Origin of the sequence: Leifsonia sp. PS1209, from assembly GCF_012317045.1 — a bacterium.
Classification (GTDB): Bacteria; Actinomycetota; Actinomycetes; order Actinomycetales; family Microbacteriaceae; genus Leifsonia.
Map to the genome: position 1 here is coordinate 790,710 of NZ_CP051154.1, position 16,928 is coordinate 807,637.

The 16,928-nt window shown below is 69.3% G+C and carries 9 protein-coding genes; 8 read left to right on the forward strand and 1 reads right to left on the reverse strand.

Annotation, left to right across the window (positions count from 1 at the left end; genetic code table 11):
• The first annotated feature begins 44 nt into the window (after positions 1-44).
• From HF024_RS03885 to HF024_RS03915, 7 genes are all read left to right on the forward strand, one after another.
• The gene (locus tag HF024_RS03885; RefSeq protein ID WP_168688703.1) at positions 45-1,052 is read left to right on the forward strand and encodes a LacI family DNA-binding transcriptional regulator; all 1,008 of its coding nucleotides are present in this window, start codon (positions 45-47) and stop codon (positions 1,050-1,052) included.
• Between the two features lie 138 nt (positions 1,053-1,190).
• A complete protein-coding gene (locus tag HF024_RS03890; protein ID WP_168688704.1) occupies positions 1,191-2,414 on the forward strand; it encodes a Gfo/Idh/MocA family oxidoreductase in 1,224 nt (407 codons plus the stop codon).
• Positions 2,411-3,103 (forward strand): ThuA domain-containing protein, encoded by a 693-nt coding sequence (locus HF024_RS03895; RefSeq protein ID WP_168688705.1) that lies wholly within the window; start codon positions 2,411-2,413, stop codon positions 3,101-3,103. The genes HF024_RS03890 and HF024_RS03895 overlap by 4 nt, the downstream gene beginning before the upstream one ends.
• Entirely contained in the window at positions 3,088-4,185 is a 1,098-nt protein-coding gene (locus HF024_RS03900; protein ID WP_168688706.1) for a Gfo/Idh/MocA family oxidoreductase, read from the forward strand. The genes HF024_RS03895 and HF024_RS03900 overlap by 16 nt, the downstream gene beginning before the upstream one ends.
• A gap of 40 nt (positions 4,186-4,225) precedes the next feature.
• Entirely contained in the window at positions 4,226-5,398 is a 1,173-nt protein-coding gene (locus HF024_RS03905; protein WP_168688707.1) for an ROK family protein, read from the forward strand.
• Between the two features lie 166 nt (positions 5,399-5,564).
• The gene (locus HF024_RS03910) at positions 5,565-6,794 is read left to right on the forward strand and encodes a multidrug effflux MFS transporter (protein ID WP_168688708.1); all 1,230 of its coding nucleotides are present in this window, start codon (positions 5,565-5,567) and stop codon (positions 6,792-6,794) included.
• A gap of 118 nt (positions 6,795-6,912) precedes the next feature.
• Positions 6,913-7,590 carry a phosphatase PAP2 family protein gene (locus tag HF024_RS03915; RefSeq protein ID WP_168688709.1) on the forward strand — a complete coding sequence of 226 codons (678 nt, stop codon included), beginning with the start codon at positions 6,913-6,915 and terminating at the stop codon, positions 7,588-7,590.
• A gap of 443 nt (positions 7,591-8,033) precedes the next feature.
• On the opposite strand, the gene HF024_RS03920 is transcribed toward HF024_RS03915, so the two are convergent.
• Positions 8,034-8,408 (reverse strand): hypothetical protein, encoded by a 375-nt coding sequence (locus tag HF024_RS03920; protein ID WP_168688710.1) that lies wholly within the window; start codon positions 8,406-8,408, stop codon positions 8,034-8,036.
• 105 nt (positions 8,409-8,513) lie between these two features.
• Here HF024_RS03920 and HF024_RS03925 point away from each other — a divergent pair, with 105 nt between their 5' ends.
• Positions 8,514-16,883, forward strand: coding sequence for an LPXTG cell wall anchor domain-containing protein (locus HF024_RS03925; protein WP_168688711.1), 8,370 nt, complete (start codon positions 8,514-8,516; stop codon positions 16,881-16,883).
• The last annotated feature ends 45 nt before the right edge of the window (positions 16,884-16,928 follow it).

Consider the following 16,928-nt stretch of genomic DNA (forward strand, 5'->3'; position numbering starts at 1 on the left):
GGATCGGGCGAAAGGGATGGGCCACATTGTGGCACAGTGTGAGCATGTCCGATCGAACCAGGCCGACCCTGGAGGCGATAGCGCAGCAGGCGTCCGTGTCGCTGTCGACCGCATCCAAGGTCCTCAACGGGCGCCCCGGCGTCTCCACGGCCACCCGGCAGCGTGTCGAAGAACTGCTGCGCGATTCCGGGTACGCCCGGCGCGGTCTCGACCCCGAGCGCGGTGGGCTGGTCGAACTGGTCGTCGACAACCTGCAGAGTGAGTGGTCGGTGGAGATCATCCGCGGCGTCGAACGGATCACCCGCGAATCCGGGTTCGTCCTGGCGCTGTCCGCCCTCGGCGACCACCACCGCCCGCACGAGGAGTGGATCACCGGGGTGCTGCAGCGCAAGCCGGTCGCGGTGATCCTGCAGTTCTCCGACCTGACCGTCGAGCACCGCAGGCAGCTGCGCACGAGGAACATCCCGTTCGTCGTCGTCGACCCCGCCGGCGACCCGCCCGCTGACGTCCCCGCCGTCGGGGCGACCAACTGGGCGGGCGGGGTCGCGGCGACGCGGCACCTGATCGCGCTCGGCCACTCGAAGATCGGGGTGATCTCCGGCCCCGCCGACCTGATGTGCTCGCGCGCCCGGGTGGCCGGGTACCAGTCTGCGCTCGCCGAGGCGGGCATCCCGATCGTGGAGGAGTTCTCGGCGGGCGGCGCCTTCGAGCAGCTGGTCGGCGAGCGGGAGGGCAGGAGGCTGCTCAGCCTGCCGGATCGCCCGACCGCGATCGTCGCAGGCAACGACCTGCAGGCTCTCGGCGTCTACGACGCCGCGGCGGCGCTCGGCCTCGACGTTCCTGGCGACCTGTCCGTCGTCGGCTTCGACGACGTGCGGCCGGCGCTGTGGGCCAGGCCGCCCCTGACCACCGTGCGGCAACCGCTGCAGGAGATGGCGGAGGAGGCCACCAGGATGGCGCTGCGCCTGCGCTCCGGGGAGATCGACAATGCGCGGCTGGAGCTCTCGACGTCGCTCGTGGTGCGGCACTCGACGGCCGCTCCCGCCGCCTGACGCCGCGTTCGCAGCTGCCGTCGGAGCGGCCGTTCCGACCATCGGGATGCGAAAGTTTTCCAATGATCTATCGAAACTTGTGACCGTCCTCGCTCCGGCAATAGCGTCGTACGGCGGAACGACGCGAAGGAGCGAGAGATGACGGATGCTGCCAGGCAGCTGCGCGTGGCGATGGTCGGCTACGGGTTCATGGGAGCCGCGCACTCACAGGGCTGGCGGGTCGCCCCTCGGTTCTTCCCTCTCGCCGCAGAACCGGTCATGAGCACCATCGTCGGCCGGGACAGTGCCCGCGTCGAGGTAGCACGCGACCGCTTCGGCTGGCAGCACGCCGAGACCGACTGGCGCCGCGTCATCGACGATCCGGAGATCGACATCGTCGACATCTGCTCGCCGGGAGCATCCCACGCCGAGATCGCCATCGCGGCACTGGATGCCGGCAAGCACGTGCTCTGCGAGAAGCCGCTCGCCAACACGGTCGAGGAGGCGGAGGCGATGGTCGCCGCCGCCGAACGTGCAGCGGCGCGCGGCGTGCGCTCGATGGTCGGGTTCAGCTACCGGCGCGTTCCGGCCATCGGCTTCGCCAAACGGCTCGTGGAAGAGGGCAGGCTCGGCACGATCCGTCAGGTGCGGGCGCTCTACCTGCAGGACTGGCTGACGGACGAAGACGGCCCGATGACCTGGCGACTCGATAAGGACGCAGCAGGCTCCGGCTCGCTCGGCGACATCGGGGCGCACGCCATCGACCTGGTAGAGCACATCACCGGCTCCCGCCTCGACAGCGTCTCCGGCACCCTCGCGACGTTCGTCGAGGAGCGCCCGCTGCTCGGCGAGACGGTCGGGCTCTCCGGCACCGCGTCGTCCGAGCGCGGACGGGTGACCGTCGACGACGCGGCGTGGTTCACGGCGCGGCTCGGCGGGGGAGGCGCAGCATCCGGGGCCATCGGCGCGTTCGAGGCGACCCGCTATGCGACAGGACGCAAGAACGCCCTGAGGATCGAGCTGAGCGGATCGCGCGGCGCCATCGCGTTCGACCTCGAAGCCATGAACGAGCTCCAGTTCTACGACGCGACCCTCCCCGCCGGGGAGCAGGGGTTCACCAGGATCATCGTGACGGAGCCCGAACATCCGTACATGGCCAACTGGTGGCCGACCGGGCACGCCATCGGCTACGAGCACGCCTTCAGCCACCAGATCAAAGACTTCGTCGACGACATCACGGACGGCCGCGACCCGCAGCCATCGTTCGCCGACGGTCTGCACGTGCAGCGAGTCCTCGCCGCCGTCGAGCGCAGCGCCGCGACAGGCAGCGCATGGACGGCGACAGAACAGACGACGGCAGAATCGACAGGACAGGAAGCATGACCAGGAAAGCACTCGTCGTCCGCGGCGGCTGGGACGGGCACATGCCCGTCGAGACCACCGACCTCTTCATCCCGCACCTCGAAGCGAACGAATTCGAGGTGCGCATCGAGGACGGCCCGGCTATCTACACCGACGAGGCGTATCTGGACACCGTGGACCTGATCCTCCAGATCAACACCATGAACACCATCACCCGCGAGGAGTTCGCCGGGCTGCAGCGCGCCGTCCTCAACGGGACCGGCATGGCGGGCTGGCACGGCGGCATCGCGGACGCGTACCGCGACAACGCCGACTACCTGCACATGATCGGCGGCCAGTTCGCCCACCACGCGGGCAAAGACCCCGCCGAGCGCACCGGGGAGCAGTCGGACAACTACATCCCGTACACGGTGCACATCACCGACTACGGCCGCACGCACCCGATCACGCAGGGCATCGACGACTTCGACCTCGTCAGCGAGCAGTACTGGGTGCTGAGCGACGAGTACAACGACGTCCTCGCCACCACGACGCAGTCCGTGCGGCCGTGGGATGCGTGGAACCGTCCTGTCACCGCGCCGGCCATCTGGACCCGCCAGTGGGGCAAGGGTCGTATCTTCGTCTCCGCTCCCGGCCACCGGCTCGAGATCGTGGAGAGCCAGCCCGTCCGCACCATCATCGAAAGGGGACTCCTGTGGGCAGCCCGTTGAACGTCGGCGTCGTCGGGGTCGGCAACATCAGCCGCCAGTACTTCGAGCAGTTCCCGCACCTCCCGAACCTCGCGCTGACCGCTGTCGCCGACCTCGATCTCGACCGCGCATCCGTGGTCGCGGCCGAGCAGGGCGTGGACGCGCTCACCGTGGATGCGCTGATCGACGACCCGCGCATCGACGCGGTCCTCAACCTCACCATTCCCGCCGCGCACACCGAGATCGCGCTCAGGGCACTGGATGCGGGCAAGCACGTCTACGGCGAGAAGCCGCTTGCCCTCGCGACGGCCGACGCGCTTCCGGTCCTGCAGCGCGCCGCCGAGAAGGGACTGCGTGTCGGAAGCGCCCCGGACACCGTGCTCGGCACCGGCATCCAGACCGCGCGCGCTCTGCTCGACGACGGCAGGATCGGACGCCCGGTCGGCGCCGCCGTCTCGTGGACGGCCCCTGGTCACGAGCTGTGGCACCCCGCTCCGGCGTTCTACTACCAGCCGGGCGGTGGGCCACTGTTCGACATGGGCCCGTACTACCTGACCAGCCTCGTCCACTTCTTCGGACCCGTCGTGCGGGTCTCCGGCGCCGTCGGCCGTTCAGAGCGCGAGCGCACCGTCGCCACGGGACCGCTCGCCGGAACCCCCATCCCGGTGGATGTGGACACGCACGTGACCGCGATCCTGGAACACGCGAACGGCGTCATCTCCACGGTGACGGTGTCGTTCGAGGTGTGGGAGTCCCGCGCTCCGCTGTTCGAGGTGTTCGGCACCACCGGCAGCATCGCCGTGCCCGACCCGAACGCCTTCTCGGAAATCGCATCCATCGCCACCGCGGACGACCGCACCTGGCGCGAGGTGCCTGCGTCGGCCGGCTATGCGGATGCCGGGCGCGGCGTCGGGCTCGCCGATCTCGCCCGCGCGGTCGAGACGGGGCGGCCGCACCGCGCATCCGGAGAGCTGGCGTTCCACGTGCTCGAGATCATGGAGTCGATCATCGCCGCTGGGCGCGCCCACGAGGTGGTCACGCTCACGTCGACGGTGGAGCGACCGGAGCCCGTCCCGTTCGGAGCGCGACCCGAGAGCTGGTGAACCGTCCGGCCCGGCGCGAAACGGTACAGTACACAGGACCATGAACACCACCGGGACGAACCTCGACACCGTGCGCCGGAACAACCTCGCCACCGTGCTCGGGCTCGTCCACCGGGGTGGACCGGCCGCCCGCTCATCTCTGACGCACGCGACCGGGCTGAATCGGTCGACCGTCGGGGCGCTCGTCGCGGAGCTCGTCGAGCTCGGGCTCGTCACCGAGCGTGAGCCGGAGACGAGCAACAGGGTCGGCAGGCCGTCTCCCGTCGTCGTCGCAGACAGCCGCGTCGTCGCCGTCGCCGTCAACCCGGAGATCGACGCCGTGACGGTCGGCATCGTCGGACTCGACGGTGTCGTGCACCGCCGCGTCCGGTTCCCGCTCGACCACGTGCCGGGAGCCGAGGAGGCGGCGACCGTCGCAGCGGCGGTCATCGACGGGCTCCGCCCCGACCTGTCCGCCGCGACCAGAGTGGTCGGCATCGGGGTCGCCGTGCCTGGACTGGTGCGGGAGAGCGACGGCGTCGTCCGGCTCGCCCCTCATCTGGAATGGCGCGACGAACCCTTCGCCGCCGAGCTCGCGGAGGCGACCGGCCTCAGCGTCAGCGCGGCCAACGACGCCAACCTCGGTGCGAACGCCGAGCGGCTGTTCGGCGCAGGGCGTGGAGCGAGCGACCTGGTCTACCTGAACGGTGGAGCATCCGGAATCGGCGCAGGCGTCATCGTCGGCGGCGTCTCGCTCACCGGCGTCTCGGGATACGCGGGGGAGCTCGGCCACACGCTCGTCAACACGAACGGGATCCGCTGCCACTGTGGCGCCGTCGGCTGCCTGGAGACCGAGGTGAACCAGCGAGCACTCCTCGCCGCCCTCGGGCTGGAGACGGCGGACGGCGAAGAGCTGGACGGGGCGCTCGCCGCCGCCGTCGAGCGCGGAGACACGGCCGTGCTGGCGGAGATCGAGCGGCAGCTCGGCTTCCTCGCCATCGCCCTGCGCAACGCGACCAACGTGTTCAACCCGGAGCTGGTGGTGCTCGGCGGCTTCCTCGGCGCGCTGTTCGCCGTCGCGCCGGAGCGGCTGATCCTGCTCGTGTCGCGGGAGGCGCTCGCCGCATCAGGGGAGCACCTCCGCATCGCGCGGGCAGAGCTCGGGGCGAACATCCTGATGATCGGCGCCGCCGAACTCGCCCTCGCGCCGCTGCTGGCCGCTCCCGCCGACTGACGCCCCCCGAAACCGGGGGATGTGCACGGTAACATTCGCGTCCGGTATCCGATAGGATTGCCACGCAACGACGGTCGAATCGATTCGAACGAGCGAGCAGAATCCCACCACTCCACACACCGCGGCCACGGTCGCGGTGTTCGTCTTCTCTTTCCAAGGAACTTTCGTGACCACCGTCGTGCATCCCGGAGACTCCCTCTCCGGCCGCCAGCGCCTCGCATACATCCTCATCCTCGGTGCGCTCACCGCGCTCGGTCCGTTCACCATCGACACCTACCTGCCCGCGCTGCCGACGCTGCAGGAGGACTTCAACGTCTCGACGGCCGCCATCCAGCTGACCCTCACGGCCACCACCATCGGATTCGGCGTCGGGCAGCTCCTCGTCGGCCCGTGGAGCGACAAGATCGGCCGCCGCCTCCCGCTCATCCTGTCGACCTGCGTGCACATCCTCGCCTGCCTCGGCGCGGCCGTCGCCCCGAACGTCGAGCTGCTCGGCCTCGCCCGCGCGATGCAGGGCATCGGCGCCGCGGCAGGCGGCGTGGTCGCGATGGCGATGGTGCGCGACCTCTTCGGCGGTCGCCCGCTGGTCAGGATGCTCAGCCGCCTCGCGCTCGTCAACGGCCTCGCCCCCGTGCTCGCCCCGGTGCTCGGTTCGTGGCTGCTGCTCGTCATGCCCTGGCGCGGCATCTTCGTCGTGCTCGCCTGCTACGGCCTCTTCGTCGTCATCTGCGTCTCGCTCTGGATCGTCGAGACCCTGCCGAAAGCGCGCCGTCACGACGCCGGCCACTCCACGATGCGACAGCGCTACAAGGCCGTCTTGAGCGACCGGATCTTCGTCGGCATCGCCATCGTCGGCGCAGCCAACTTCACCGGCCTGTTCTCCTACCTGTCGTCGAGCTCGTTCGTGTTCCAGGAGATCTACAAGTTCAACGCCCAGGAGTACGGTCTGCTGTTCGCGGTGAACTCCATCGGAATCATCATCGGCGTGCAGTCGGCCGCGCGCATCACCAAATACGTCGGGCCGCAGTGGATCCTCGCCGTCTCGACGGTCGTGATGTTCGTCTCCAGCGTGCTCATCGTCATCCTCGACCAGGCGCACGTGGGCCTGTGGGGCACGGCGATCCCGCTGTGGTTCTTCATCGCGGCCTGCGGGTTCGGCTTCCCCTGCGTCCAGGTGCTCGCGCTCAACGCACACGGGCACGAGGCCGGCACCGCCGCATCCCTCCTCGGCGCGCTCAACTTCGGCACAGCGGGCATCGTCTCGCCGATCGTCGGCATCCTCGGCGTCGGAAGCGCCACTCCGATGGGCTTCGTCATGGCCATCTGCGCCGCCGTCTCGATCGCCGCTCTCTGGCTCATCGTCCGTCCCCGCACCGTCCCGGCCCTCGCACACTGACCCGCGCTTCCCGCCCCCTGATAATCGAGTCCGAAGTTATTCACACGACACGCCGGTGGCACCCGTGAATACCTTCGGAGTCGATTGATGCGCGCCTAGGAATGAGTACGTTGGTGCAATGGGAACGGCGCACGAGCAGGTCAGGCAGGCTGCGAAGGTCAGCAGGCGCTGGCCCGTGATCTCCGCGTCGGTCGCCGTCGGGCTCGTCGTGGTGCTCGGCGCGATCATCGCGTTCCGCCCCAAGGAGCCGTTCTCCCTCGACCTCGAGTGGATGGGTGAGATCGTCGAACACCGCTCGCCGATCTGGCTGGGGCCCGCCCTGTTCTTCAACTACGCGGGCGGAGGCATCGTCGGTTCGATCGTCGTGCCCGTCGTGATCTTCCTGCTGCTGCTCGCCTTCCGGCGACCGTGGGGCGCGACCTTCTTCGCTGTGGCCAGCGTCCTGTCGGTGGCGTGCGTCCAACTTCTCAAGCACACGGTGGGCAGAGCGCGCCCGACCGAGATCCTCGTGCACTCCGACACTGGATCATTCCCGTCCGGGCATACGGCCAACGCCGCGACGATGGTGGTGGTCCTCGCGATCATCTTCCCGCGCGTCTGGGTGTGGATCGTTGGCGTGCTCTGGGCGGTGCTGATGGCGGTGAGCCGCACCTACCTGGGGGCTCACTGGCTGAGCGACACGATCGGCGGGCTGCTGCTCGGCGCGGCCATCGCGGTGATCGTGTGGGCGCCGCTGGCGCTGCGCCTGGCAAAGGAGCGGCTGGAGCCGCATCCGTTCTTCCTCGCGCGGCGCTAGAAACTGAGCCGACCGGATCGGTAAGACCTGATCCTCAGAATATTTCTTATTCTTCGCGTTATAAGCCCAATGTTTCGCACTCTGAATGTATGAGGTCACCTAGCGATCTGCTGCACAGCGGATCGTTCCGGGTATTCCTGAGGAGAAAACTGCTGGTTCACCTGGCCGTCGGCTCCGGCTTCACAATTCGAATTCGAACCGGCCCGCGAAATGCGAGAACCCGACCGACATAGTCGGCTCGCGCATCCGCTGGCGATTGGAGACAACACAACGTGCGTTCACGAAAACTGAGGACGTCTATTGCCCTCGCCGTGGCGGGGGGTGTGGGAGCCGGCGGCATCGCCGCACTCCCGGCCGCCGCAGCACCGGGTCAGCCGTTCGACCCGGAGGTCGGCGCGATCTACACGAGCCTTGCCCTCGACCAAGCGAACACGCAATCGCTGCTACTCAGGGTACAGAACCTGGAATCTGGACTGGCCGTCGAGCCTGTTGGTGACCCTCAAGACGGCTATAAGGCCGTGGGGTATCACGCAGACTCCGGGTTCATCTTCGGATTCACGGAGCGGCCTTTCGTGAGGAACGGCTGGTGGACCAGTATCGATTCGGACGGCGCGGTCACCCAGTACGGAATTCCTAGCGGCGTCTTCCCCGACGGCACGGACATGAACGGCGTGTACATCGCCGGCGGTGCTTTCGGAAAGGGTGCGTACGCGAACACCTTCGTTTTCCAGTACTTCGCCCAGGGCGTCGATCAGGTCAAGTACTACACGGGCGTCCTGACCGTCGACAGTGACGGTACTCCGCTCGAGGGTAGTCATAAGGAAATTCCGGAAATCAGCTTTACCGGAGGTGACCTGTCCTTTTCGCAAGGGTACTACTGGGCTCTCAGCGCGTCCTCGATCATCCGAATCGATCCGACGCTCATGACCACGACGATCTTCCCCCGCCCGGCAGATCTGGCTCCGGAAGTCATGGTCGGCTCGGGAGGCGCTTGGACCTTCCCGAACGGCAACCTCGGCTTCATGTACGCGAACATCGCCACCGGATCTGGTCGACCCGCTTTACAGCTGAAGATCGACAATCCCGGATCAGGCAATCCCACGTTCACGCTCGTCGGGAGATACATGTACCCCGGGTCGAACGCTGCGTCTGACGCCACGTTCGTTGGGCTCGATGACCTCTCGACCGACCTTCAGCTGGTGAAGTCGGCACCTGCGACGGTCACCGCCGGATCGACGATCACGTACATGCTCGAGGTGACGAACAACTCCGCCACGGACACGTCGTCTGGTTCGGTGATCACAGACACCCTGCCCGCTGGACTCACAAACGTCCAGCTGCCTGAGGGCTGTCTCCTCGACGCAGGCGACATCTCCTGCAACGTGCCGGTTCTCGCCCCGAACGCAGTGCACCGTGTCGAGTTCACAGCGCAGGCTCCGAGCGCGTCGACGACGGTCACAAACAACGCGACGCTCATCGCGAACGAGGACGACCCGGACCTCACGAACAACATCTCCGCGGCGTCCACAGAGGTGGTCGCCGAGCAGGGCAACGCGAACGCGTCGGCGTCTGCGGCTGCGGACAGCCAGGCGAATGCTGCTGCGGTTGCTGCGGGTAACGCGGATGCGACGACCACGGCGTCTGCTGCTGCGGACATTACGGCTGCTGCCGCGGCGCAGGCTGCGGCGAACACGACGGCGTCGACGGATGCGTCCACGGATGCAACCACCGAGACCGCCGCGCAGGCGTCGGCTCAGGCTGCGTCGAACGCGGACAACACGACGGACGCGAACGCTGCCGCCTCGGCTGCGACCAATGGTGACGCGTCTGCGGCTGCGCAGGCTGCGGCGAACGCATCGGCGTCGACTGATGCGTCGACGACGGGTGCGGCGGACACGAACGCGAACGCGTCGGCGTCTGCGGCTGCGGACAGCCAGGCGAACGCTGCTGCGGTTGCTGCGGGCAACGCGGATGCGACCACGCAGGCGTCTGCCGCTGCGGACATTACGGCTGCTGCCGCGGCGCAGGCTGCGGCGAACACGACGGCGTCGACGGATGCGTCCACGGATGCAACCACCGAGACCGCCGCGCAGGCGTCGGCTCAGGCTGCGTCGAACGCGGACAACACGACGGACGCGAACGCTGCCGCGTCTGCTGCGACCAATGGTGACGCGTCTGCGGCTGCGCAGGCTGCGGCGAACGCATCGGCGTCGACTGATGCGTCGACGACGGGTGCGGCGGACACGAACGCGAACGCGTCGGCGTCTGCGGCTGCGGACAGCCAGGCGAATGCTGCTGCGGTTGCTGCGGGTAACGCGGATGCGACGACCACGGCGTCTGCTGCTGCGGACGTTTCGGCGGCTGCTGCGGCGCAGGCTGCGGCGAACACGACGGCGTCGACGGATGCGTCCACGGATGCAACCACCGAGACCGCCGCGCAGGCGTCGGCTCAGGCTGCGTCGAACGCGGACAACACGACGGACGCGAACGCTGCCGCCTCGGCTGCGACCAATGGTGACGCGTCTGCGGCTGCGCAGGCTGCGGCGAACGCATCGGCGTCGACTGATGCGTCGACGACGGGTGCGGCGGACACGAACGCGAACGCGTCGGCGTCTGCGGCTGCGGACAGCCAGGCGAACGCTGCTGCGGTTGCTGCGGGCAACGCGGATGCGACGACCACGGCGTCTGCTGCTGCGGACGTTTCGGCGGCTGCTGCGGCGCAGGCTGCGGCGAACACGACCGCGTCGACGGATGCGTCCACGGATGCAACCACGGAGACGTCGGCTCAGGCCGCCGCCACCGCGGCCGCGAACGCGGACAACACGACCGGCGCGAACGCCGCGACCTCGGCCGCCGCGAACGGTGACGCGTCTGCGGCTGCGCAGGCTGCGGCGAACGCATCGGCGTCGACTGATGCGTCGACGACGGGTGCGGCGGACACGAACGCGAACGCGTCGGCGTCTGCGGCTGCGGACAGCCAGGCGAACGCTGCTGCGGTTGCTGCGGGCAACGCGGATGCGACGACCACGGCGTCTGCTGCTGCGGACATTACGGCTGCTGCCGCGGCGCAGGCTGCGGCGAACACGACGGCGTCGACGGATGCGTCCACGGATGCAACCACCGAGACTGCGGCGCAGGCGTCGGCTCAGGCTGCGTCGAACGCGGACAACACGACGGACGCGAACGCTGCCGCCTCGGCTGCGACCAATGGTGACGCGTCTGCGGCTGCGCAGGCTGCGGCGAACGCATCGGCGTCGACTGATGCGTCGACGACGGGTGCGGCGGACACGAACGCGAACGCGTCGGCGTCTGCGGCTGCGGACAGCCAGGCGAACGCTGCTGCGGTTGCTGCGGGTAACGCGGATGCGACCACGCAGGCGTCTGCCGCTGCGGACATTACGGCGGCTGCCGCGGCGCAGGCTGCGGCGAACACGACGGCGTCGACGGATGCGTCCACGGATGCAACCACCGAGACCGCCGCGCAGGCGTCGGCTCAGGCTGCGTCGAACGCGGACAACACGACGGACGCGAACGCTGCCGCCTCGGCTGCGACCAATGGTGACGCGTCTGCGGCTGCGCAGGCTGCGGCGAACGCATCGGCGTCGACTGATGCGTCGACGACGGGTGCGGCGGACACGAACGCGAACGCGTCGGCGTCTGCGGCTGCGGACAGCCAGGCGAACGCTGCTGCGGTTGCTGCGGGCAACGCGGATGCGACGACCACGGCGTCTGCCGCTGCGGACATTTCGGCTGCTGCCGCGGCGCAGGCTGCGGCGAACACGACGGCGTCGACGGATGCGTCCACGGATGCAACCACCGAGACCGCCGCGCAGGCGTCGGCTCAGGCTGCGTCGAACGCGGACAACACGACGGACGCGAACGCTGCCGCCTCGGCTGCGACCAATGGTGACGCGTCTGCGGCTGCGCAGGCTGCGGCGAACGCATCGGCGTCGACTGATGCGTCGACGACGGGTGCGGCGGACACGAACGCGAACGCGTCGGCGTCTGCGGCTGCGGACAGCCAGGCGAACGCTGCTGCGGTTGCTGCGGGCAACGCGGATGCGACGACCACGGCGTCTGCTGCTGCGGACGTTTCGGCGGCTGCTGCGGCGCAGGCTGCGGCGAACACGACCGCGTCGACGGATGCGTCCACGGATGCAACCACGGAGACGTCGGCTCAGGCCGCCGCCACCGCGGCCGCGAACGCGGACAACACGACCGGCGCGAACGCCGCGACCTCGGCCGCCGCGAACGGTGACGCGTCTGCTGCTGCGCAGGCTGCGGCGAACGCATCGGCGTCGACTGATGCGTCGACGACGGGTGCGGCGGACACGAACGCGAACGCGTCGGCGTCTGCGGCTGCGGACAGCCAGGCGAATGCTGCTGCGGTTGCTGCGGGTAACGCGGATGCGACGACCACGGCGTCTGCTGCTGCGGACGTTTCGGCGGCTGCTGCGGCGCAGGCTGCGGCGAACACGACGGCGTCGACGGATGCGTCCACGGATGCAACCACCGAGACCGCCGCGCAGGCGTCGGCTCAGGCTGCGTCGAACGCGGACAACACGACGGACGCGAACGCTGCCGCCTCGGCTGCGACCAATGGTGACGCGTCTGCTGCTGCGCAGGCTGCGGCGAACGCATCGGCGTCGACTGATGCGTCGACGACGGGTGCGGCGGACACGAACGCGAACGCGTCGGCGTCTGCGGCTGCGGACAGCCAGGCGAACGCTGCTGCGGTTGCTGCGGGCAACGCGGATGCGACGACCACGGCGTCTGCTGCTGCGGACGTTTCGGCGGCTGCTGCGGCGCAGGCTGCGGCGAACACGACCGCGTCGACGGATGCGTCCACGGATGCAACCACGGAGACGTCGGCTCAGGCCGCCGCCACCGCGGCCGCGAACGCGGACAACACGACCGGCGCGAACGCCGCGACCTCGGCCGCCGCGAACGGTGACGCGTCTGCTGCTGCGCAGGCTGCGGCGAACGCATCGGCGTCGACTGATGCGTCGACGACGGGTGCGGCGGACACGAACGCGAACGCGTCGGCGTCTGCGGCTGCGGACAGCCAGGCGAACGCTGCTGCGGTTGCTGCGGGTAACGCGGATGCGACGACCACGGCGTCTGCTGCTGCGGACATTACGGCTGCTGCCGCGGCGCAGGCTGCGGCGAACACGACGGCGTCGACGGATGCGTCCACGGATGCAACCACCGAGACTGCGGCGCAGGCGTCGGCTCAGGCTGCGTCGAACGCGGACAACACGACGGACGCGAACGCTGCCGCCTCGGCTGCGACCAATGGTGACGCGTCTGCTGCTGCGCAGGCTGCGGCGAACGCATCGGCGTCGACTGATGCGTCGACCACGGGTGCGGCGGACACGAACGCGAACGCGTCGGCGTCTGCTGCCGCGGACAGCCAGGCGAACGCTGCTGCGGTTGCTGCGGGTAACGCGGATGCGACGACCACGGCGTCTGCTGCTGCGGACATTACGGCTGCTGCTGCGGCGCAGGCTGCGGCGAACACGACCGCGTCGACGGATGCGTCCACGGATGCAACCACGGAGACGTCGGCTCAGGCCGCCGCCACCGCGGCCGCGAACGGAGACAACACGTCGACATCGAACGCTGCGACCTCGGCCGCCGCGAACGGTGACGCGTCAGCTGCTGCCGAGACTGCTGCGAACGCGACCGCGTCGACTGATGCGTCTGCCACGTCGGCCGGTAACGCGAACGCTGCTGCTTCGGCCGCCGCAGACAGCCAGGCCAACGCTGCCGCGGTTGCCGCGGGCAACGCGGATGCGACCACCACGGCGTCTGCTGCTGCGGACGTTTCGGCGGCTGCTGCGGCGCAGGCTGCGGCGAACACGACGGCCTCGACGGATGCGTCCACGGATGCGACCACGGAGACTGCGGCGCAGGCGTCGGCTCAGGCTGCGTCGAACGCGGATAACACGACGGACGCGAACGCTGCCGCGTCTGCTGCGACCAACGGTGACGCTTCTGCGGCTGCTGAGACCGCGGCGAACGCGACCGCGTCGACCGACGCGTCCGTCCTGGGTGCTGCCAACGCGAACGCGTCGGCGTCTGCTGCCGCGGACAGCCAGGCGAACGCTGCTGCGGTTGCTGCAGGTAACGCGGACGCGACCACGCAGGCGTCTGCCGCTGCGGACGTTTCGGCGGCTGCTGCGGCGCAGGCTGCGGCGAACACGACCGCGTCGACCGACGCGTCCACGGATGCGACCACCCAGACTGCGGCGCAGGCGTCGGCTCAGGCTGCGTCGAACGCGGATAACACGACGGACGCGAACGCTGCCGCGTCTGCTGCGACCAACGGTGACGCTTCTGCGGCTGCTGAGACCGCGGCCAACGCGACGGCGTCGACTGATGCGTCTGCCACGTCGGCCGGTAACGCGAACGCTGCTGCTTCGGCCGCCGCAGACAGCCAGGCCAACGCTGCCGCGGTTGCCGCGGGCAACGCGGATGCGACCACCACGGCGTCTGCTGCTGCGGACGTTTCGGCGGCTGCTGCCGCGCAGGCTGCGGCGAACACGACGGCCTCGACGGATGCGTCCACGGATGCGACCACGGAGACTGCGGCGCAGGCGTCGGCTCAGGCTGCGTCGAACGCGGATAACACGACGGACGCGAACGCTGCCGCGTCTGCTGCGACCAACGGTGACGCTTCTGCGGCTGCTGAGACTGCGGCGAACGCGACCGCGTCGACCGACGCGTCCGTCCTGGGTGCTGCCAACGCGAACGCGTCGGCGTCTGCTGCCGCGGACAGCCAGGCGAACGCTGCTGCGGTTGCTGCAGGTAACGCGGACGCGACCACGCAGGCGTCTGCCGCTGCGGACGTTTCGGCGGCTGCCGCGGCGCAGGCTGCGGCGAACACGACCGCGTCGACCGACGCGTCCACGGATGCGACCACCCAGACTGCGGCTCAGGCGTCGGCTCAGGCTGCGTCGAACGCGGATAACACGACGGACGCGAACGCTGCCGCGTCTGCTGCGACCAACGGTGACGCTTCTGCGGCTGCTGAGACCGCGGCCAACGCGACGGCGTCGACTGATGCGTCTGCCACGTCGGCCGGTAACGCGAACGCTGCTGCTTCGGCCGCCGCAGACAGCCAGGCCAACGCTGCCGCGGTTGCCGCGGGCAACGCGGATGCGACCACCACGGCGTCTGCTGCTGCGGACGTTTCGGCGGCTGCTGCCGCGCAGGCTGCGGCGAACACGACGGCCTCGACGGATGCGTCCACGGATGCGACCACGGAGACTGCGGCGCAGGCGTCGGCTCAGGCTGCGTCGAACGCGGATAACACGACGGACGCGAACGCTGCCGCGTCTGCTGCGACCAACGGTGACGCTTCTGCGGCTGCTGAGACCGCGGCGAACGCGACCGCGTCGACCGACGCGTCCGTCCTGGGTGCTGCCAACGCGAACGCGTCGGCGTCTGCTGCCGCGGACAGCCAGGGGAACGCTGCCGCGGTTGCTGCAGGTAACGCGGACGCGACCACGCAGGCGTCTGCTGCTGCGGACGTTTCGGCTGCTGCCGCGGCGCAGGCTGCGGCGAACACGACGGCGTCGACGGATGCGTCCACGGATGCAACCACCGAGACCGCCGCTCAGGCGTCGGCTCAGGCTGCGTCGAACGCGGATAACACGACGGACGCGAACGCTGCCGCGTCTGCTGCGACCAATGGTGACGCGTCTGCTGCTGCGCAGGCTGCGGCGAACGCGACCGCGTCGACCGACGCATCCGTCCTGGGTGCTGCCAACGCGAACGCGAACGCGAACGCGTCAGCGTCTGCGGCTGCGGACAGCCAGGCGAACGCTGCTGCGGTTGCTGCAGGTAACGCGGATGCGACCACGCAGGCGTCTGCCGCTACCGACGTTTCGGCTGCTGCCGCGGCGCAGGCTGCGGCGAACACGACGGCGTCGACGGATGCGTCCACGGATGCAACCACGGAGACGTCGGCTCAGGCCGCCGCCACCGCGGCCGCGAACGGAGACAACACGACCGGCGCGAACGCCGCGACCTCGGCCGCCGCGAACGGTGACGCGTCAGCTGCTGCCGAGACTGTGGCCAACGCGACCGCATCGACCGACGCGTCCACTACGGGTACGGCGAACGCGAACGCGTCGGCGTCCGCTGCCGCCGACAGCCAGGCGAACGCAGCTGCTGTCGCTGCCGGCAACGCAGACGCGACCACGCAGGCGTCTGCCGCTGCCGACATCACGGCCGCCGCTGCTGCTCAGTCCGCAGCAAACGCGACGGCATCCACGGATGCGTCGACGGACGCGACAACGAACGCCAACGCAGCTTCGGCCGCCTCGGCTCAGGTTGCGGCGAATGCGAACAACTCGTCGACGTCGAACGCGGCGGCCACGGCCGCCGCGAACGCTAGCACGTCAGCTGCTGCTCAGACGGCTGCGAACACGACGGCGTCCTCGAACGCGTCGACCACGTCGGAGGGTAACGCGAATGCTGCAGCCTCGGCTGCTGCCGATGTGAGCGCGAACGCTGCTTCGGTGGCCGCCGCGAACGCGGACGCATCCACCCAGGCATCGGCAGCCGCGGACATCTCCGCTGCTGCTGCCGCCCAGGCAGCCGCGAACACCACCGCGTCCACGGATGCGTCGGCGGACACCAGCACGGCAGCGAACGCCGCCTCACAGGGTTCTGCCTTTGGAGCGGCCAACGGCGACAACACAGCTGCGGCGAACGCCGGAGCGTCTGCCGCCGCTGAAAGCGACAACAGTGCCGCCGCCGAGGCCGCGGCCACCGCGACAGCGTCCACCGACGCATCCGTGGCAGCCTCGGCAAAGGACAACGCGAACGCCAACGCGTCGACGGTGGGTGAAACGAACGCCAACGCGTCGACGGTGGGTGGAACGAACGCCAACGCGTCGACGGTGGGTGGAACGAACGCCAACGCGTCGACGGTGGGTGAAACGAACGCCAACGCGTCGACGGTGGGTGGAACGAACGCCAACGCGTCGACGGTGGGTGGAACGAACGCCAACGCGTCGACGGTGGGTGGAACGAACGCCAACGCGAACACCGATGTGTCGACGGACGGTGGAACTGCCGTTGGCGCTAACGCTTCGCAGTCCGGCACGAGCAGCAGCGCTGCGAACGCAAAGGGTGACGGCTCGCTCGCCAGCACCGGTTCCGACACCAACGGCTGGCTCGTCGGTGGGGGTATCGCCGGCCTCGTGCTCGGGCTCGGCGCCTACCTGTTCGGACGCCGTCGCAAGGCGGAGGACGAGAACGGAAGCACCAGCATCAGCTAGTCAGCTGAGGTGAGGTGAGCCGCCCAGCGCGGTGACCCGACAACA